Source organism: Kitasatospora aureofaciens (genome assembly GCF_001188955.3).
Classification (GTDB): domain Bacteria; phylum Actinomycetota; class Actinomycetes; order Streptomycetales; family Streptomycetaceae; genus Kitasatospora; species Kitasatospora aureofaciens.
Genome location: NZ_JPRF03000097.1, coordinates 186,703 through 205,820 on the forward strand (window position 1 = coordinate 186,703; position 19,118 = coordinate 205,820).

The 19,118-nt window shown below is 72.5% G+C and carries 13 protein-coding genes; 7 read left to right on the plus strand and 6 right to left on the minus strand.

The features are described 5' to 3' along the window. The first annotated feature begins 553 nt into the window (after positions 1–553). Both HS99_RS39755 and HS99_RS39760 read left to right on the plus strand, forming a co-directional pair. Complete coding sequence (locus HS99_RS39755; protein WP_030553906.1) at positions 554–2,437, plus strand: DUF2334 domain-containing protein; 1,884 nt, start codon at positions 554–556, stop codon at positions 2,435–2,437. Positions 2,438–2,732: 295 nt separating this feature from the next. Beyond that, positions 2,733–3,647, plus strand: a complete 915-nt coding sequence (locus HS99_RS39760; protein WP_232790638.1) for a glycoside hydrolase family 113 — start codon at positions 2,733–2,735, stop codon at positions 3,645–3,647. Between the two features lie 19 nt (positions 3,648–3,666). Here HS99_RS39760 and HS99_RS39765 read toward each other — a convergent pair whose 3' ends face one another. The 3 genes from HS99_RS39765 to HS99_RS42100 form a co-directional block, all read right to left on the minus strand. Beyond that, a complete protein-coding gene (locus tag HS99_RS39765; protein ID WP_030553910.1) occupies positions 3,667–4,446 on the minus strand; it encodes a class I SAM-dependent methyltransferase in 780 nt (259 codons plus the stop codon). Between the two features lie 397 nt (positions 4,447–4,843). After that, the gene (locus HS99_RS39770) at positions 4,844–5,941 is read right to left on the minus strand and encodes a sugar ABC transporter substrate-binding protein (protein WP_050367093.1); all 1,098 of its coding nucleotides are present in this window, start codon (positions 5,939–5,941) and stop codon (positions 4,844–4,846) included. Between the two features lie 110 nt (positions 5,942–6,051). Continuing rightward, positions 6,052–7,101, minus strand: a complete 1,050-nt coding sequence (locus tag HS99_RS42100) for an AraC family transcriptional regulator (RefSeq protein ID WP_078867796.1) — start codon at positions 7,099–7,101, stop codon at positions 6,052–6,054. A gap of 727 nt (positions 7,102–7,828) precedes the next feature. Between HS99_RS42100 and HS99_RS39780 the strand changes: the two genes are divergently transcribed. Then, positions 7,829–8,731 (plus strand): MBL fold metallo-hydrolase, encoded by a 903-nt coding sequence (locus tag HS99_RS39780; protein WP_305953139.1) that lies wholly within the window; start codon positions 7,829–7,831, stop codon positions 8,729–8,731. 83 nt (positions 8,732–8,814) lie between these two features. Here HS99_RS39780 and HS99_RS39785 read toward each other — a convergent pair whose 3' ends face one another. Then, positions 8,815–9,180: a hypothetical protein gene (locus HS99_RS39785; RefSeq protein ID WP_030558308.1), complete on the minus strand. Its 366-nt coding sequence runs from the start codon at positions 9,178–9,180 to the stop codon at positions 8,815–8,817. Positions 9,181–10,007: 827 nt separating this feature from the next. On the opposite strand from HS99_RS39785, the gene HS99_RS44400 reads away from it, so the two are divergent. Next, positions 10,008–10,223, plus strand: a complete 216-nt coding sequence (locus HS99_RS44400) for a hypothetical protein (RefSeq protein WP_141763910.1) — start codon at positions 10,008–10,010, stop codon at positions 10,221–10,223. A gap of 175 nt (positions 10,224–10,398) precedes the next feature. Next, a complete protein-coding gene (locus HS99_RS39795; RefSeq protein ID WP_030291184.1) occupies positions 10,399–10,788 on the plus strand; it encodes a Dabb family protein in 390 nt (129 codons plus the stop codon). A 31-nt stretch (positions 10,789–10,819) separates the two neighbouring features. Here the strand turns inward: HS99_RS39795 and HS99_RS39800 are convergent, their stop codons facing one another. Next, a complete protein-coding gene (locus tag HS99_RS39800; protein WP_030558306.1) occupies positions 10,820–11,311 on the minus strand; it encodes a GNAT family N-acetyltransferase in 492 nt (163 codons plus the stop codon). Between the two features lie 114 nt (positions 11,312–11,425). Then, positions 11,426–11,602: a hypothetical protein gene (locus HS99_RS45630; RefSeq protein ID WP_157881918.1), complete on the minus strand. Its 177-nt coding sequence runs from the start codon at positions 11,600–11,602 to the stop codon at positions 11,426–11,428. A gap of 742 nt (positions 11,603–12,344) precedes the next feature. Here HS99_RS45630 and HS99_RS39805 point away from each other — a divergent pair. Then, positions 12,345–12,809: a winged helix DNA-binding protein gene (locus HS99_RS39805; RefSeq protein ID WP_030291181.1), complete on the plus strand. Its 465-nt coding sequence runs from the start codon at positions 12,345–12,347 to the stop codon at positions 12,807–12,809. Positions 12,810–14,614: 1,805 nt separating this feature from the next. Continuing rightward, positions 14,615–18,604, plus strand: coding sequence for a Pls/PosA family non-ribosomal peptide synthetase (locus tag HS99_RS39810; protein ID WP_078968689.1), 3,990 nt, complete (start codon positions 14,615–14,617; stop codon positions 18,602–18,604). Positions 18,605–19,118: the final 514 nt, after the last annotated feature.

Sequence of the window (19,118 nt, forward strand, 5' to 3'; positions counted from 1 at the left end):
CAGGACTATCCCCAGAGCGGGTTTTCCGTACATGAGATCCCCCCGGATTCCGCCTCGTTCGTCGTTCCGAGGCGTTGCGAACCGGAAGCTATCAGACGGCAGGCTCGCGCCCGTCCGAGATGGTGGGAAATTTAGGATCGGAATGATTAATTCCACCGAGCAGCGGGCCGTTGTGCCTGATCAGGGGGCTGTGTGACACGTGGGATCAATGGCCTGAACGGGCCATCCCTGGCCAATTTCGGTGCGCCGAGGGTTGATCTGTCATGAATGCGGCACCCCGGGCCGAGATTTCCTGTTGACACTCCTCCAGGCCCGGCGCAAGAATCGGCAATCTGTCGGGGCCTCATCGCCGCGCCTTCACCGGTTTCGTCGAGGGGTGCCTCGGATCGAGATCTCGGACGGCAGATCTCAACCGCGGATCAGGCAGAGATCCTGGGTGAAGATCCCGGGCGGAGACCCCGGATGCAGACCCCGGATGCAGACCCCGGTCGGAGATCCCGGATGGAGATCCCGGACGGAGGTGCCGACAAAACTCTTGATTCAGGGGGGCACCATGAAAAGCGTGCGAGGGAGAGCTCCGCTCTCCCGGGTCCCGCTCGTCCTGGCCGTGGTCGGGGCGTTGTTGGGCGGCATCGCGTTCTCCGCGGGCGCCGAGGCGGCGACGGGCCGGGGCAGGAGGCCGCCCGCCGCGTCCCGTGGCCTCGGGGCCGCCGATCCCGGGGCGCCCTCCGCCGTCGGCCCCGAGGACCTGACGGCCTGGAACGCCGCCGGGCTGGCCAACGACCGCGAGCGCCACGCCCACCGGCTCGCCGTGACCCCGGCACCGGCCCGGCCCACCGTCGCGGCTCCGAAGGCCGCCGCCCGGAACACGAACGCCGCAGACGCCGCGGACGCCGCGGACGCCGCGGCCGGCCCGGCCGGCACCTCGGCCCTCGTCCTCTACGACACCACCGGCCCCTACGGCTATCTCGGCGAGCTCTACGCGATGGCCGTCGCCAACCTCGCCGGTCACTTCGGCACCGTCACCGCCCAACCGGTCTCCGCGTACACCGCGAGCACGGTGGAGCAGTACACCGCCACCTTCTACATCGGCTCGACGTACTACGGCGGAGCCGTCCCGGACGCCGTCCCGGCGGCCTTCTACCAGGACGCGATGACGACCGCCAAGCCGGTCACCTGGATCGGCGACAACGTCTGGAACATGGCCAACGCCGTCGGCATCGAGAACTTCAAGAAGAAGTACGGCTGGGACCCGACCAACTCCTACTTCGAGACCAACGGCAGCGTCGGCAACATCAACCAGGTCACGTACAGGAACCAGTCGCTGACCAGGAAGATCCCCGCGGGCCAGGACGGCGGAGTGCTGCACCCGGCCCTCTCCGGCGCCGGCTACCCCCAGGTCACCCAGCTCGCCCGGGCCGTCGACGGCACCACCGGGGCCACCAGCCCGTGGGCGATCCGCTCGGCCAACCTCACCTACGTCGGGGAGATCCCCTTCTCCTACGTCTCCGAGTCGGACCGGGTGATCGCCTTCGAGGACCTCCTCTTCGACTCCCTCGCCCCCGCCACCACCGACCGCCACCGGGCCTTCGTGCGGCTGGAGGACATCAGCCCCGCCTCGGACCCGACGCAACTGCGGACCATGGCCGACTACCTGGCCTCGCAGCACATCCCGTACGGAATCAACGTCATCCCCGTCTACACCGACCCCAAGGGCGCCTACGACAACGGGATCCCGCAGACCATCACCCTGGCCCAGGCCCCGGACGTCGCCGCCGCGCTCCAGTACATGCTCCAGCACGGCGCCGTGCTGATGAACCACGGCTACACCCACCAGTACAGCAACGTCGACAACCCGTACACCGGCGTCACCGGCGACGACTTCGAGTTCTTCCGCGCCCACATCGACGCCGCCGACAACGTCGTCTACGACGGACCGCCGGGCGAGGACTCCACGGCCTGGGCCCAGAGCCGGGTCACCTCCGCGCTCGCGGCCTTCGCCGCGGCCGGCCTGCCCCGGCCCACGCTCTGGACGACCCCGCACTACGCCGCCTCGGCCGCCGACTACCAGGTCTTCGGCCGGAACTACACGGCGCGGCTGGAGCGTTCGCTCTACTTCGCCGGAACGCTCAGCGGCGGACCGGTGAACGCCAGCCGCTACATCGGCCAGTTCTTCCCCTACTGGGTGAAGGACGTCTACGGTACGACCGTGCTGCCCGAGGACATCGGCAACTACGAGCCGCTGCCGTACAACAACCACCCGGCGAGGCTGCCCGCCGATCTGATCGCCTCCGCCAAGGCCAACCTGGCCGTCCGGGACGGTGTGGCGAGCTTCTTCTACCACCCGTACTACGACGTGGCGCCGCTCCAGCAGACGATCGACGGCATCAGGGCCCTCGGCTACACCTTCGTCGGCCCGACCGACCTCGCCAACTGAACTCCCCGACTTCCCGACAGGTGAGGAGTCCCCAGCAGTGAACCCGATGAAGAGGGCGGCCGCCGCGGCCCTGTCGGCGGTGGCCGTCCTCTTCGCCGCCGTCGGATGCTCCTCGTCCGGCGGCGGCGAGGACGAAACGCCCGCCCCCTCGGCCGGCGGACCGAGCAGCCGCAGCGGCTCGGCCGGGCCCGCTTCTCCCGCTTCTCCCGCTTCTCCCTCATCTCCCGCTTCCCCGACCGGAACCGGTGCTGCGGGCGGTGGGCCCGAGGATGCCAGGGCGAGCCGGATGCGGGGCATGACGCTCCCCGCGTGGAACACCGACGACTACAACAGCCCCCAGGCCACCACGTACCTCCGTCAGATCGCCGCCACCGGCGCCCGGTGGGTCGCCTTCACCCCCACCTGGTACCAGGACCGCGTCGGCGACCCGGAGATGCACACCACCGACGAGACCGCCGCCGACGACAGCCTGCGCAACATCATCCGCCTCGCCCACGACGCCGGCCTCAAGACCATGGTCAAGCCCCACGTCGACCTGACCAAGGGCGGCGACCGGGCCAGGATCAAGCCCAAGGACCCGGACGCCTGGTTCGCGGCCTACGAGCGCTTCATCACCCACTACGCCCAACTCGCGGCCGACACCGGCGCCGAACAGCTCGCGGTCGGCACCGAACTCGCGGGCACCTCGCAGGACGGCCCGCACTGGAGCAAGGTCATCGCCGCCGTCCGGGCCCGCTACAAGGGCCCGCTGACGTACGCCGCCAACTACGACGAGTACCAGCGGATCCCGTTCTGGAACGACCTCGACGTCATCGGCATCGACGCCTACTGGCCGCTCGCCGACCAGGCCACCACCGACCCGGCGCAGCTGCGCCGGGCCTGGCAGCCCATCGCCGACCAACTCGCCGCCTTCTCCGGGCGCCTGCAGCGGAAGATCCTCTTCACCGAGGCCGGCTACGTCAGCCAGCGCGGCACCACCACCGCCCCGTACTCCTGGACCGTCAGCAAGACCGAGGACGACGCCGAACAGGCCGCCGCCTACGAGGCGTTGCTCGACACCTTCGACAGCAAGCCGTGGTGGGCCGGTGTCTGCTGGTGGATGTGGGACGACTGGCCCGACAGCGGCGAGACGGCGAAGAACCTCGCGTACACCCCCCACGGGAAGCCTGCGGAACAGGTGCTGCGGAAGTGGTGGGCGCCCGGCACGTGAGTGCGGCGGTGGCTCACGCTCACAATCGCCCGACGCGCAGCACGGCGGTCAGCATCGGCAGGGCGAACTCGCCCTCGGCGGTCTCCGGCCTGCCCGCGAGGAACGCCCGGATCCCGTCCAGCGCGGCCTTCCGCTCCTTCTCCGGCATCACCAGCATTCCCGCGCGCGTCCCGAGGGTCGCGACCAGGGAATCCGCGGTGCGGCGGTGCCCGTGCGGGAACAGCCGCTGCTCCGGCGAACCGAAGCGGGCGGTCCCACCGGTCCTCGGAAGGTGTGCCGCAGCCGTCGCGGCCCGCCAACCGGCCGGCGTGTCCCGCGGCCCGACGGCCGCCGGCCCGCTGACGCGTGCGAGATCCGCCACCCACGCGACCCGGTCGTCCATCACGTTCCACAACCCGGCCAGGATCCCGCCCGGCGCGAGCACCCGGTCGATCTCCGGCCCCGCGACCGCCATGTCGAACCAGTGCATCGCATTCCCGGCCAGTACGGCATCGACGGACGCGTCCGGCAACGGAATCGCCTCGGCACTGCCCGACAGCGCCCGGACCGTCGGCTGCGAACAGCGCAGCTCGGCCAGCATCGCCGGATCCGGCTCGACCGCAACCACCTCCGCCCCCAACCCGACCAGCACCCCGGTCAACTTGCCGGTTCCGGCCCCGAGATCGAGCACCCGCAACCCGGGCGCGGCCTCCAGCACCCAGCGCACCGCCGCGTGCGCGTAGTCCGGGCGGTGCTCGGCGTAGGCGGCCGCCGCCGCGCCGAAGGACGATGCGTGGAGGTGCCGCTCGTTCTGATCCATCTGTTCACGCTATCGGCGCGGGTGATGGTGGGCGGCCGTTCTCATCAGTTCCTCACCGGACGGCTGACTGCCATGGTGCCGAACCGGTCCTCACCGCGCACCTGAGTCGGCAATCGCTCCCCGTTCCGTCCTCCGGACCGAATCGACCGTCAGACCGGATCGTCTATCCCACAGTTGTCACCGGCGAGCGCGGCGAGGTACACACCGGTAACACGGTCACCGATTCCGACTCCCAGGAACGCGACCGCGGCATCACCATCTTCGCCGCTGTTCCTCGGTGGCGGCCCACACGTGGGTGTAGGCCGCTGTGTAGTCGGCTCGGCTGATGGGCTGCTTGACGGCTGAGGGGCTGGTGGGCGGTTTGGGGGTGTGGGGCGGGGTTGTTGGGTGGCTGGAACTATTTGAGGCCGGCGGTGGTGCAGGCGGCGGCGTAGTCCGCGGTGCAGATGTCGGTGGCCTTGTAGAGGCCGTCGGCGATGACGGTGTCCTTGATGTTGGCCTTGGTGACGATTTTGGCGTCGAGGAGTTTGGCGGGGATGTTCTTGTCGGTGGAGCTGTCGACGGTGGTGGTGGCCACGGTCTTGACGTCCTTGCCCTGGAGCAGGTCGACGGCCAGTTCGGCGGCGGAGTCGGCGAGTGGCTTGTAGGCCTTGTAGATGGTGTAGGCCTGGTCGCCGTTGACGATGCGCTGGACGGCGTCCAGGCCGGCGTCCTGGCCGCCGACGGGGACCTTGATGCCGGCGCCCTGGAGCTGGGTGATGATGGCGCCGGCCATGCCGTCGTTGGCGGAGTAGACGCCCTGGAAACCGTCCTTGCCGAGCTGGGTGATCGCGGCGCCGATCTTCTGGCCGGCGACGGTGGGCTTCCACTCGCCCGACTGCTCGTAGACGACCTTCTTCACCTTGCCGTCGAGGATCTTGTGGGCGCCGGCCTTGAACTGGGCGGCGTTGGGGTCGGCCTCGTCGCCGTTGATCATGACGATGTTGTCGTCGGGGGCCTGGGGGCCGAGGGCGTCGAGCAGGGCCTGGCCCTGGAGTTCGCCGACCTTCTCGTTGTCGAAGGAGGCGTAGGCGGCGACCGGGCCGGTGGCCAGGCGGTCGTAGGCGACGACCTTGACGCCCTTGGCGGCGGCCTCCTTGACCCAGCTCTCGGTCGAGGTGGCGTCGAAGGCGTCCAGGACGATCACCTTGACGCCCTGGGCGATCAGGGTGTCGAACTGCTGCTTCTGCTTGGCGGCGCTGCCCTCGGCGTTGTTGTAGAGCACCTTGCAGTCCGCACACAGGGACTTGACCTTGGCCTCGATGAAGGGCTTGTCGAAGGACTCGTAGCGCACCGAGGAGGCGTTCTCGGGCAGCAGCAGGCCGATGGACTTGTTGTCGCCGGAGGCGGCGGAATCCTTCTTGTCGCCGCCGGCCTTGCCGCAGGCGGCGGTCATGGAAAGGGCCAGCGCGAGGCCGGCGGTCGAGACGATGACGCGACGCAGTCGGGCGTTCATACGGGTGCCTCTCCCTGGGGGCGCCGCGGCGGTGCGGCGGGGGTGGGGGGAGTTAAACGTGACCGCGTACATGGCGTCAAGAAGTAAAACAGCCTCCTGGGAATGTGCCGCTATTCGTTACCTTCGTGAACGTGCCCTGGCTGCGCGGCCTTTGCGGCGGCGTGTGCGGGGGTGTTCGCGCCTACCGTCTCGTCGGTGGCGGTTGCGGTTGCGGTGCGGTAGCGGCCTGGGGTGGTGCCGAACTGGCGGGTGAAGGCGTGTGAGAGAGCGTACCCACTGCTGTAGCCGACCTGGCGGGCGACCGTTTCGAGCGGGTCCGTGCCGCGGCGTAGCAGGGCTGCGGCTCGGGTCATCCGCCACCAGGTGAGGTAAGCCATCGGCGGGCGGCCCGTCAGTGCGGTGAAGCGGCGGTTGAGGGTGGCCCGTGAGACGCCCGCCCGGGCGGCCAGTGTCTCGGCGTTCCACGGGTGGGCCGGGTTTGTGTGGACGGCGGCCAGTGCGGCGGCCACCACCGGGTCGGCCAGTGCCGCTCCCCAGCCCCCGGCCTCGGGTCGGGTCGTCCAGGCGCGCACCAGGTACACCAGCAGCAGGTCGATCAGTGCGGGCGCGGCCAGCTGGGCGCCGGGGCGTGCGGTGGCCAGCTCGGCGCCCAACAGCTCGACGGCCGAGCGCAGTTCGGGGTGCTCGCCATCGTGGGTGGGCAGGTGGAGGAGGGCCGGCAGCTCACGCATCAGCGGATGGGCCGGGCCGCGCTCCAGCCGGTATTTTCCACACAGCAGTTCCGCGTCCTCCGCGCCGCCCGTCGTGCCCGTGCCGCCTGTCCTGTCCGTCCCGTTCGCGCCGACCGTTCCGTTTGCCTGCGGGGGCCGCTCGAGTAGCGTGTTCAGCTGGGGCAGCTGTCGTGCTTGGGGGTAGGTCAACTCTTCGGCGGACAGGGCATGTCCGGTGCCGTGTGGTAGTAGTACCGCGTCTCCCGCCTCGAGGCGTACCGCCCTGCGGCCGCTCTCGGTCACGAGCCAGCAGGAGCCCGCGAGTACCACGTGGAAGCCCGCGCCCGCGTACCCCGGGATCCACGCCCCCCAGCGCCCCCGTGCCCGTACCCGGTCGAAGGACGGCCGCCCGACCCGTACCGCCGCGATCGCGTCGCTGACCACATCCATGGCTGTCAGCCTAACCGGCCTGAGCCGGTCGCGTATCCGATCCAGTCGTCTGCGCATTGAGCCGCTCGCCCGGTCTTCCTGGGCTCGAGGCGCAGACCACGGCACACGGCAGAGGTGCAGAGGCGGAGAGCGTGACGGTGCAACGGATCGGGCTGGGCGATGCGGAGATCATCCGGATTCTGGGGTGGCAGGGCGCTTCGCCCCGGCCGGCCGCGTCGACCGTCCCGCCCGTTCCGTTCGTGCTGCCCGTTTCGTCCGCGGGGTTCGTGCCGCCGGTCCCGTTTGTGTCGGCCGTTGGGTTTGTCTGTGGGGGCCGCTCGGGCGGTGTGTTCAGCTGGGGCAGTCGTCGTGATTGGTGGTAGGTCAACTCATCGGCGGGTGGGAGTTGTTCGGTGTTGCGTGGTGGTGTCGCGTGTTTCGCCGTGAGGTGGTCCGCCTTGTGGCTGTTCTGGGTGATGAGTTGGCGGGGTGTGCGGGTGGCGCGTGGGAGCCCGGGCCCGGCGTGGCCCGGGATCCGTGCCCTGCGGGTCGTTGTGGCTGTGTCTGGTCGGGGGCGGGCGGTTTGTCGTGTACCGCCGCGTTCGCGTCGCTGTTCATGTCCGTGGCCGTCGGTCTGATCGGCCTGAGCTGTTTGCGTATCTGCTCAAGCCGTCAGCGCATTGAGTCGCTCATCCGGGTTTCCTAGGCTCGAGGCGTAGAACCACGACACACGGCAAAGGCGGAGAGCGTGACGGTGCAACGGATCGGGCTGGGCGATGCGGAGATCATCCGGATTCTGGAGTGGCAGGGCGCTTTCGCCCCGGCCGGGCGTATCGTGCCCGAACCCGCGGAGGCCGCCTGGCGCCGTGCCGGCCCCGACCACTACGACCCCGCTTCCGGTTCCTACCTCGGCGCCCTGCAGACCTGGGTGGTGCGCACCGGTGCGCACACTGTGGTGGTGGACACCGGTGTCGGCGACGACCGTGAACGCCCCGACACCCCCTTGTTCCACCGCCGCAAGGGCCGCTTCCTCGATCTGCTGGCGGAAGCGGGTATCCGTCCCGAGGACGTCGATGTCGTGGTCAACACCCACCTGCACGCCGACCATGTCGGCTGGAACACCCGGGACCGGCAGGGTAGTTGGGTTCCGTCGTTTCCCAATGCCGTCTACCACCTGCCCGCCGCCGACCTCGCCTTCTTCGACCCTGGCGCGGCACATCCCGCCCGCACCGACGACAGCGTCGACCCGGCCCGCTGGGCCGAATGGGACCGTGTCTTCGCCGACAGCCTCGCCCCCGTCCTGGCCGCCGGACAGGCCGCCCCCTGGTCGGGCACCCGCACCATCGGCACAGGCCTCGTCCTTCAGGAGGCGCCGGGCCATACCCCCGGCTCCAGCGTGCTACGGCTGACCTCCGGGGGTGAACACGCAGTGTTCGTCGGGGATCTGCTGCACTCGCCCGTCCAGCTGGCGAACCCCGGGTGCAGCAGTTGCTTCTGCCTGGACCAGGAGCAGGCCGCGGCCAGCCGCCTGAGGATCCTGCGGCAGGCCGCCGACCGGCGGGAGCTGGTCCTGCCCGCGCACTTCGCCGGGCCCGGCGCCGCCCGTGTGGAGCGCGCCGGGGCGGGCTTCGTGCCGCGCTGGGTGTCGTGAACAAGCGGGCGGGTTGTGGTGGTGGGGGGTGGGGTGCCCGTTCTCTGTGGTGGTGGCGGGCACCCCGGGCTCATCGGTGGGTGTTAGGGGTGGTCGAGGGTGATGGAGTTGATCGGTCCGAGGTTGTAGTAGACGCCGTTTTGGGCGGGGATGTCGTACACGCAGTTGGCGCCGTTGTAGCTCTGGCACAGGTGGGCGTGGGCGCCGGCGGACTGGTTGTTGAGTACCCAGTGGTTGCCGTACTGGCCGTTGAGGTTGTGGGCGCCGTAGCTCCAGTAGACGGCGCTGGGCGAGGAGGCGGGGTTCTGGTCCTGAGGGTAGACGCATACGGCGCCGTAGGGGCAGCCGGCCCAGGAGCCGTCGGCGGCGCCGGCGTTGCCGGTGGCCACGGCGGTCAGCGCGGCGGCGGCCACTGTGAGGGCGGCCAGGGCATGGGTGGTCCTGCGCATGGGTGGTTCTCCCTTGCTGGTTGCGGCGGCCCGGTCGAGGGGGCCGGGCCTGGTGCTGGTCAGCCTAGGAACGCGGGCCCGATGGCGGTCCCTGACATGCGTCAGGGGCGCGCCGGTGTGTGCCGGGCGCCGGTGTCTGGTAACGCCGCTGGGGGGGCGGGTGTGGCGGGTGGCGAAGTGTCATGGCCGTACCCGGGTGGTGTCCGCGCGTTTGTGACGTGGTGCGTGGCACCGCGGGCGGCCGTAGGGCGGTCCTGGGGTGTGTCCGCAGCCGTCAGTGTCTACCGGCACGGGGAGCCGTCGTGTCCGGGTGCCACCGCCGTCCGCTGCTTGCCGTTGTCGTCCTTGTCGCGGGGCGGGTCTGGCGTTGAGTGCCTGTGGGCCCGGCGGTACCGACTCCGCCGCTCCGGCGGCTTCCGTGCCCGCGACGGCGGCCCCTGTGATGGCCGGGGAGGCGGCTGGCGGCGCACCGGTGACCATGTCGCCCTCGCGCCCGGTCCCGCACGCCTCGTCCTCCGGCTCGTCCGGCGCCTCGTCCTCCGGTTCGTCCGGCGCCTTGTCCTCCGGTTCGTCCGGCAGCGGTTCCGCGGGCGCGGGTCGGTGTGATGTTGAGAGTCTGTTGATCAGGGCGTTGGCTCGCTCGGGGGGCGCCGGACCAGGGGGTGATCGAGGTGTACGGCACCGGTGCGGGTGCCTGCGGTTTCAGCTCCTCTCCGGGGGTCGGCCTGGGCGGTGGCGCCGGGCGGGACCGGAGTGAGAGCCCCGGGCCGGTGCTGGCCGGTGGCGCGGCGCGTTTCACTGTCCGGGCCGGGCAGAGGGCCTGCGCGGTGATCGGTCTTGACTGCAGCGGTGCGATCACCGGCACCGTTCAGGGGGTCAACGAGATCAACGTGCTGGTCGACCAGGACGGTGTCAGCGTGCCTCTGGCGGGCATCCGCAGTTTCCCGCTGCCCGGCGGCGTGCGGGTTCTGGGCCCCTGGATGGGCCTGTACCGCGCCGGTGTCGCCGAGGCGGCCGCCTGCGCGGCGACGGCCGGGAAGTGAACCCCGCGAAGTGAACCGCGGGCGGTGCGTGTCCGGCCGGTCGCGAAGGGGGGCCGGCCGGAGGCGGTTGACGCTTCCGAAGTCGTGGGCTCGGTTCAGGGCCGGCCAGCTGGACCAGTCGGTGGGAGTTCCTGAACCAGTCAGTCCAGAACGCGGGAAGGGGGCGGAAAGCGACGTGATCGTCCACGTGCTGCGGTTCGCGTTCAAGGAGGGGGCGACGGGAGCCGTACGCGAGCACGTGCTCGTGGTGATGCGCCGCACGGCCTCCGCGGTGTCGGTGGCCTCGGCCACCGTCGGCCGGGGCCTGGGTGAGGAGGACGGTGGCGTTCACGCCTACTGCGTGGGTATCGCCGACCTGGACGCCCTGCGCCGCTACAGGCACGACCCCCTCCACGTGGCCGGCGACCCGCAGATCGCGCCTCGTCTGGCGGAGATCGCCATTGGCCCCGACCTCTTCGACGACGTGGCCGCGGACCTCGCCGCGCGCATCCTCGCCCTGCACGAGGACAAGGCCGCGCTCCACCCGCACGGGGCCGCCGGCCTCGCCGCGCTGCTGACGGCGTAGCGGGGCGGGCGGGCCGGGGTGGTCGCTGTGGTCAACCGGTCAGGGGCAGGCGCCAGTTGTTGGAGCGGATGGGGTGGCCCGGTGGGTACTCGAAGGCCACCTCGCCGAGCAGTTCGAAGCCCGCTCTGCGGCACACGGCGTTGGAGGCTTGGTGTGCCGCCGAGGGAAAGGCGTGCAGCCACGGCAGCACGCCCTGCTGTGCGGCCCGCTGTGCGCACAGCAGCACCGCCTGTACGGCCAGGCCGCGGCCCTGGTACTCGGGCAGCACGGCGTACCCCGTCTCGTAGACGTCTTGTTCCTGCCAGGTGTGCGGCCAGTACCCGACCGACCCGGCGGCCCGGCCGCCGAGCAGTAGCAGGAACATCTGCCCGTCGGTCATCGCGAGATAGCGCTCGTGCCGGCGCCGTACCTGTTCGGCGCTCTCCACCCCGCCCAGGTGTTCGGTCAGTTCGGGGGTGTTCTGGCGGTGCAGCAGGTCCAGGCCCGGCTCGGACCACGGCGCGAGGGTGAGGGAGGTCGTCATGCCCGCACGCTAGCGCGGGCCTGTGACAACCGCCCTGCCACCAGAGCAGCGTTCGGCGGCTGGTGTCGGGGGAGAAGGGCCCGCGACGTCGGCTCGTCGTACGCGGTCTCAATTTCAGCACCCGGCCGGCACCTGAGAGCCCGCGATGGGGTCGGTCTCCTGGGAGCCGGCCCCGCGCACCCGGGGGCCGGCCGCCGGCAGCACCCGCCCGGTGCGCGCCGTCCGTTCCCGTGCAGCGGCGGCCCGCTGTCCGCCGAAGCCGTGACGGGTCACCGCCGTTCGCAGCGCCATTTCGGCACGATCACCGGCTGGCGGTGCGCGAGCCTGCGCGGTATGGATCGGTTCGCGATGGATCTTCAGGACCCGGCCGGGGTGTGGGGCGCTGGTGGTGCACTGGGCGCGGATCGGGCGGGGGCGACCGTTTGCGCGGGAGAAGGCGACGCGGAGCAGGCCGTTCTTCTTCGGCCGCATGGAGAGGACGCGCTGGGTGCGTGGTTCACCCAAATCGGCGGACACTTACTGTCCCACAACCCCCAACCGACTTCGCCAGCAGAGTCGCGGGGACGACTTCCCGCTCCGGTCAGGGGGGACTGCGGTCGGCCGGAGCTGAAGCCGGAGCCGGTGCGGGGGGGGGGGGGGCGGTCCGGTGCGGGCGGCTTCGGCCCGTCTGCAAGGGGCGTGGTGGGTGGTGGGCGTGCGGTGGCCGCCCGGGGGAGGGGAGTTGGCGCTCGGCGGGGTGCGGGCCGTTGTTCCCGCCGTTCCTTGCCCGGGGGGCCTGCCGTGTCCCCGCCGTGTCAGGTGGCGGGGCCGGGTCGGAGGGGCAGGCGCCGGCCACCCGTGTGGGTGAGCGGGGCCGGGCCGTAGTGCGCCGGCGGGTTTGCGCAGCGGGAAGTCGGCCGGTCCGGCGCGCGGCTTCGGCCTGATCCCGCTGCCGGGATCCCGGCAGGAACCTCCTTGATCTCAAGGAGACTTGAGGTTCTACGGTGTTCGTGTCCCGGTGGTCCGGCGAGGAGGCGAGGAAGGGTGTGTCGGCGTGGCGCTTGAGGAGTATCCGCACGAGGTCCTGGCGGCCCAGCCCATCGGCGCGTGGAGCGGCGAGGTGTACCGGCGGGTGGTGGGGGCGCTGCGTGAGCAGTTGGCCGTGGAGGGCCTGACCCAGCCCCACTGGTGGACGCTCAACCACGCCGCCGGGGCCCCGGGCGTCTGGAACCGCGCGACGCTGGCCGAGCGCCTGGCCCGCTACGAGGACCTCGGCCTCGACTTCGGCGAGGTCTTCGACGACCTCGCCGCGCGCGGCTGGCTGTTGGAGGACCGGGCGACGGGTGCCATGTCGCTCACCGAGGAGGGCGAGGCCGCGCGCTTGCGGGCCCGCGAACGCAACCTGCGCGTGCACCGCCGCGCCCACGAGGGCGTGGACGAGGCGGAGTTCGTGACCGCCGTCAACGTTCTGCGCCGCATCACCGCCAACCTGGGCGGTGAGGGCAACCTGCCCGCCTGAGCGGCCGGTCCGCCCGCCTGGGTGGCCACCGGCCCGCTACGGTCGGCCCGCGGCGCTGCCGTGCGCCGGGGCAGCCGTCGGCGGGGCCGTCACCCCGCCGACGGCGCCGGCCGGAACCGCCCGCCCGCGCGGGAAGTCGGCCCCGTCGACTTCCCGCCCGGGCGGGCCTACCGGCCTCAGGCCCCCACCGGAATTCGACGGATCCCACCGCCGGACGGGTTCACCACCGCTCGGAGGGATCGGGGCGGGGCGGCCGGGGCGAGCGGCCCCGGCGGCCCCGGGCGTGGGCGCCCACTCGCGCGCCCACCCGGGCGCTCGCCCGGCGTCTGCTCCTCGCCGAACGGGCGCAGCGTCAGGTGCCACGGCTCCAGGGGCTGCCGCTGCGGCGCGGGAGTTCGAGCTGTTCGCCGGGACGCACCAGGCGCAGGGACAGGCCCTTGTCCGACCGGATCCGGACCCGCCGAGGGCCGGCTCGAACGTGAACTGCGCCCATGGCCGGCGCGGGGCGTCGTTGACCCCCAGCTTGTCCTCGGCGATCACGAGGCCGGCCTGCTCGTGGTGGGTCGGGCGGATCACGTACGGCGGGCCCGGCACGGGCTCGCCCGGCTCGATGGTCCGGGTCTGTTGGAACGGCGGGTGCGGCGGGCGGCTGGTGATGAGGGGCACTGCGTGCTCCGTCGCGTGCTCGCCGGCCGTGACCACGGCCTGTCCGCCCAGGATGGTGCCGTCGATTTCGTGGCTGCCGGGCTTCACCGGGACGGGAGGCATGTGCGTGGCTTCCTCTCGCTGGGGCCGCCGGCGGCGAGCCCCCCGGCCGCTGGCGCTGTGGGTGGTGGTGGTGGGGGTGGGTGGTGGGGGTTGTCTGGGCGTGTCTTCGCGCGGTGGGGTGTTGTGGTGGCTGGGGGTGGGTGTGTTCGTGTGTGGTGGCCGGGATCGGGGTGGGGGCCGGTGTCGGGTGGGTGGTGGGTGTGTGGGGTGGGGCGGGGGAGTGGGTGGTGGGTGAGGGGGGTGGGGGCGTGGAGGAGCCCGTCCGGGTGATGGCGGGTTGTGGAAGGCGTGCGTGGTGCCGCTGGCCGGTCGGGGCGTGGTGAGGGAGGGGGTCCCGGGCAGTGTCTGCATGGTCTTCCGCTCGGGGTGGAGGGGTCTCGGGTGGGCGGGTGGGGGTGGGCGCCGCCGTCCGGACGGCCCTTGTGGGGTCCTCGTACGGGTAGCAGGCCAGGCGTGTGGCGTGCAGGTTGGATCCGTGGCCGCGCACCGGACGAGCGGCTCACCGGGCGCTGCGCCGGCCGGTCCCCCGCGGTGGGACGGCCGGTGCGGCGCCGGGTGGTTCCTCGTCACCGCGGCCGGAAGGGGGCCGCTGTGCTGCACACCGTATTCCCAGGAATCCTCCGCAGGGACAGCGGCGGCGGCACGGTCCCACACAAACGTGCGAGCGACGTGAACGGGTTGGTGATCCGAGGACCAGAACCCCCCGATTCGGTAGTCGGCCCCTCACTACCGGTACCGTTCCGGACGCCATGGTGTTCACCACGCGTCCCCCTGTCGTCACGGCCCCCGGGTCGGCGCCGATTACCCTTCACCAGCGAAAACGTTCGAAAACACCGAAATGACATTCGAAACGCACCGCTGCCGCCGAATTACGGCATCGATGATGAGAATTTTCTTTGACCGCACCTTCGCTGCATCCAGCCGACTCCCAGCGGAGTCATGGTGAGTGGGCGCGTCCCACCAGGTGACAACGCCGTCACCGCACGTAGCAAGCGATACGCGCCCCCCAGGAAAACGGAGCCGAGGAACCCACCCCCATGGACGTACGCCACGACACGGCCGGCCCACGCACGCTGCACCGCCCCCATCCCGGGCTCGCCGCGGGCTGGCCGGTGGCCCAGCCCGCCCACCCGCGCAGCCTGCTCGACGTCATCGCCGCCACCGCCGACGCGCACCCCCACGCACCCGCGCTCGACACCGGCACCACCGTCCTGGACTACCGCACCCTCCTGCAGGAGGTCGACGCCCTCGCCGGTGTCCTGGCCGGCCACGGCATCGGCACCGGCGACCGGGTCGGGGTCCGCATCCCTTCCGGCACCGCCGACCTGTACGTCTCCATCCTGGCCGTGCTGCGCTGCGGCGCCGCCTACGTGCCGGTGGACGCCGACGATCCCGACGAACGCGCCGAGATGATCTGGCAGGACGCCCAGGTCTGTGCCGTCCTGGGCGCCGAACGCCGTCTCTTCGCCGGCCCCGGCGCCCGCCCCCGCGGCCGTCCCGCCTGGCCCAACCCCGACGACGACGCGTGGATCATCTTCACCTCCGGCACCACCGGCCGCCCCAAGGGCGTGGCCGTCACCCACCGCAGCGCCGCCGCCTTCGTCGACGCCGAGGCGCGCATCTTCCTGCGCCAGCACCCGCTGGGCCCCGGCGACCGCGTCCTGGCCGGCCTCTCGGTGGCCTTCGACGCCTCCTGCGAGGAGATGTGGCTGGCCTGGCGCCACGGCGCCTGCCTGGTCCCCGCCCCCCGCGCCCTGGTCAAGGCCGGCACCGACCTGGGCCCCTGGCTGGTCCAGCGCCGCATCACCGCGATCTCCACCGTCCCCACCCTGCTCGCCCTGTGGCCGCAGGAGTGCCTGGACCAGGTGCGCCTGATCATCGTCGGCGGCGAGGCCTGTCCCGCCGAACTCGTCGAACGCCTGGCCGTGCCCGGCCGCGAGTTCTGGAACACCTACGGCCCCACCGAGACCACCGTGGTGGCCACCGCCGCCCGGATGCTGCCCGGCCAGCCGGTGCGCATCGGCGCCCCCCTGGACGGCTGGGAGATCGCCGTCGTCGACCAGGCCGGCAACCCCGTGCCCTGGTACGAGAGCGGCGAACTGCTGATCAGCGGCATCGGCACCGCCCGCTACCTCGACCCCGCCAAGGACGCCGAGAAGTACAGCCCCCACCCCGCGATCGCCTCCCCCCGCGTCTACCGCAGCGGCGACCTGGTCCGCAACGACCCCGAAGGCCTGATCTTCCTCGGCCGCGCCGACGACCAGATCAAACTCGGCGGGCGCCGCATCGAACTCGGCGAGATCGACGCCGCCCTCCAGGCCCTGCCCGGCATCCGGGCAGCCGCCGCCGCCGTGCGCAAGACCCCGGCCGGCGCCGACCTGCTGGTCGGCTACCTCGTCCCCCAGCCCGGCACCGGCCCCGACCTCGCCACCGCCCGCCAGCACCTGCTCGAACACCTGCCCGCACCCCTGGTACCGGTCCTGGCCCTCGTCGACTCCCTGCCCACCAAGACCTCCGGCAAGGTCGACCGAGGCGCCCTGCCCTGGCCACTGGCCACCACCGCCACCACCACCCACGGCCCCGCCGAACAACTGCACGGCACCGCCGGCTGGCTCGCCGGCCACTGGGAACGCCTGCTCGGCACGGCCCCCGCCGCCACCGACGACTTCTTCGCCCTCGGCGGCTCCAGCCTCACCGCCGCCCGCCTGGTCTCCGAACTGCGCACCCGCCACAACGGCGTCTCCGTCGCCGACCTCTACGCCCACCCCGTGCTCGGCGACCTCGCCCACTACCTCGACTCCCTCGCCCCGGCCCCCCGGGCCGCGGCAGGGCCACAAACCGCCACGACCGCCCACCCCGCACGAGCGGTACGCCCCACCCCGCGCAGCGCCGCCCTGTGGCAGACCCTCATGCTGCTCGCCCTGTTCGCCCTCGCCGGACTGCGCTGGACGATCGTCCTGGTCGCCGCCGACAACCTGCTCGGCACCCACCTGTCATGGGCCCCCCACAGCTCCTGGTGGCCCGTCGCCGCCGGCGCCGCCGCCTTCTACAGCGCCCCCGGCCGCACCCTGCTCGCCGCCGCCGGAGCCCGCCTGATCACCGCCGGCATCCGCCCCGGCAGCCACCCCCGCGGCGGCCAGGTCCACCTGCGGCTGTGGGCCGCCGAACGCTACACCGCCATGTTCGCCACCGCCTCCCTGTCCGGCACCCCCTGGGCCCCGCGCTACGCCCGCATGCTCGGCTGCCGCGTCGGCCGCGGCGTCCAACTGCACACCGCACCCCCGGTCACCGGACTGGCCCGCATCGGCGCCGGCGCCTGCCTCGAACCCGAGGTCGACATCGCCGGCTGGTGGCTCGACGGCGACACCCTCCAACTCGGCCACATCGACATCGGCGAAGGCGCCAGCATCGGCCACCGCGCCACCCTGATGCCCGGCGCCCGCATCGGCGCCGGCGCCGAGATCGCCCCCGGCACCTGCGTCACCGCCACCGTCCCACCCGGCGAACACTGGCACGGCTCCCCGGCCCGCCCCTCCACCGAGACCCGCACCCCCTGGCCCGCCGCCCCCGCCCGCCCCCACCGGATCTGGAACGCCGCCTACGGCCTCAGCCTCGTCCTCTTCGGCCTCGTCCCCCTCCTCTCCGCCCTGCCCGCCCTGTTCATCGTCTACCCGATGGTCGACAACGAGCACACCCTCGGCACCGCCCTGCTCCAACTGCTGCCGCTGACCGTGCCGCTCGCCGTCCTGACCGTCCTGTGCCACGCCACCCTGATAGCCCTGCTGATCCGCCTGTTCTCCCTGCCGCTGCGCCCCGGCTTCCACCCGGCCACCGGGGGCGTCGCGTTCTGCGCCTGGGCCGTCTCCGGTCTGAGCGACAGCGCCCGGCGCACCCTGTTCCCCCTCTACGCCAGCCTCTTCACCCCGGTGTGGCTGCGCCTGCTCGGCGCGAGGATCGGCCGCCGGGTGGAGGCCTCCACCGTGCTCGCCCTGCCCGGCCTGATGCGGGTCGACGACGGCGCCTTCCTCGCCGACGACACCCTCGTCGCCCCCTACGAGCTGCGCGGCGGCTGGCTGCACCTGGGCCGCGCCCGCGTCGGACGCCGCTCCTTCGTCGGCAACTCCGGCATCGTCGGCCCCGGCCGCTGGCTGCCCGACAACTCCCTGGTCGGCGTGCTCTCCGACACCCCCGCCCAGGCCCTGGAGGGCTCCTCGTGGCTGGGCCGGCCCGCCTTCGCCCTGCCCCGGGTGGCCGAAGGCGGCGGCGAGGCCCGCACCTACGAGCCGCCCAGGCGCCTGATGTGGGCGCGCGCAGGCGTCGAGCTGTGCCGGCTCGTCCCGGTGATCATCGCCGCCCTGCTCGCCGACCTGGTCTTCGCCGCCCTGCAGGCCATCCGCAACGGCTACGGGCTGGGCGTGGCCGTCGGCGCCGCCGGCCTGGTGCTGGTCGCCGCCGCCGTCGCCGCCTGCACCATCGCCACCCTCGCCAAATGGCTGCTGGTCGGACGCTTCCGGGTCGCCGAGCACCCCCTGTGGTCGTCCTTCGTGTGGCGCAACGAGCTCTACGACACCTTCGTCGAGGAACTCGCCATGCCCTTCGGCGGCGGCGCCATGACCGGCACCCCCTACCTGAACCTGTGGCTGCGCAGCCTCGGCGCCAGGATCGGGCGCGGCGTGTGGTGCGAGACCCACTGGCTGCCCGAGAGCGACCTGGTCACCGTCGGGGCCGGCGCCAGCGTCAACCGCGGCACCGTGCTGCAGACCCACCTGTTCCACGACCGGGTGATGCGCCTGGGCCCCGTCCACCTGGGCACCGGCTCCACCACCGGCCCGCACTCGATCGTGCTGCTCAACTCCTCCCTCGGCGCCAACACCACGGTCGGCCCCGCCTCCCTGGTCATGCGCGGCGAGAACGTCCCCGACGCCACCCGCTGGCTCGGCAACCCCGTCGCCGCCTGGAACGCCGACCCCACCCCGCCCCCCGGCCGCCGCGCCACCCGCGCCCGACGCCGCAGCCCTGTGACGTAGCCCACCCCGGGCACCGCAAAGGCGGTGCGGTCACGGTCCCCACCGTGACCGCACCGCCCTTTTCCGCTTTGCCCGCCCTTGGCGGGACACCGCCCAGGGCGCCCCGCCTGTGAAGGCCCGCGCACGAACCGCCCCCCCGGGGGGGGCGGGAGGCGAAGGGCGGCGCGAGGGCCCGTACCGTGGAGGTGGGCAGTACCACCCGCGGCCGCGGCCGCGAACGCTCCGCCCCCGACCGTGGTGAACGGGACGGACCGCACGGACCGCACGGACCGCACGGACCGCACGGACCGCACGGACCGCACGGACCGGGCGGACGGGGCGGACGGGGCGGACGGGGTGGACGGGGTGGACGGGGTGGACGGGGTGAACCGGGGGCCGGGGCCGCCGGCGGCACGGCCGGGAAACGGCCCCGGCCCCGGGGCGTTCCCGTACAGGGGGCATCGACCGCGCAAGCCCGTACGGCCGCGGCCGGCGCCCGGGCAACGCCTTCGGCAGCACGGGAAGCCGGGCCCGG

Excerpts from the sequence above, each read along its gene's own strand:
- HS99_RS39760 (WP_232790638.1), top strand. The coding sequence starts at position 2,733 with ATGACGCTCCCCGCGTGGAACACCGACGACTACAACAGCCCCCAGGCC.
- HS99_RS39810 (WP_078968689.1), top strand. The coding sequence starts at position 14,615 with ATGGACGTACGCCACGACACGGCCGGCCCACGCACGCTGCACCGCCCC.
- HS99_RS39770 (WP_050367093.1), bottom strand. The coding sequence starts at position 5,941 with ATGAACGCCCGACTGCGTCGCGTCATCGTCTCGACCGCCGGCCTCGCG.
- HS99_RS39755 (WP_030553906.1), top strand. The coding sequence starts at position 554 with ATGAAAAGCGTGCGAGGGAGAGCTCCGCTCTCCCGGGTCCCGCTCGTC.
- HS99_RS45630 (WP_157881918.1), bottom strand. The coding sequence starts at position 11,602 with ATGGCGCTGCGAACGGCGGTGACCCGTCACGGCTTCGGCGGACAGCGG.
- HS99_RS39785 (WP_030558308.1), bottom strand. The coding sequence starts at position 9,180 with ATGCGCAGGACCACCCATGCCCTGGCCGCCCTCACAGTGGCCGCCGCC.
- HS99_RS39800 (WP_030558306.1), bottom strand. The coding sequence starts at position 11,311 with ATGACGACCTCCCTCACCCTCGCGCCGTGGTCCGAGCCGGGCCTGGAC.
- HS99_RS39765 (WP_030553910.1), bottom strand. The coding sequence starts at position 4,446 with ATGGATCAGAACGAGCGGCACCTCCACGCATCGTCCTTCGGCGCGGCG.
- HS99_RS42100 (WP_078867796.1), bottom strand. The coding sequence starts at position 7,101 with ATGGATGTGGTCAGCGACGCGATCGCGGCGGTACGGGTCGGGCGGCCG.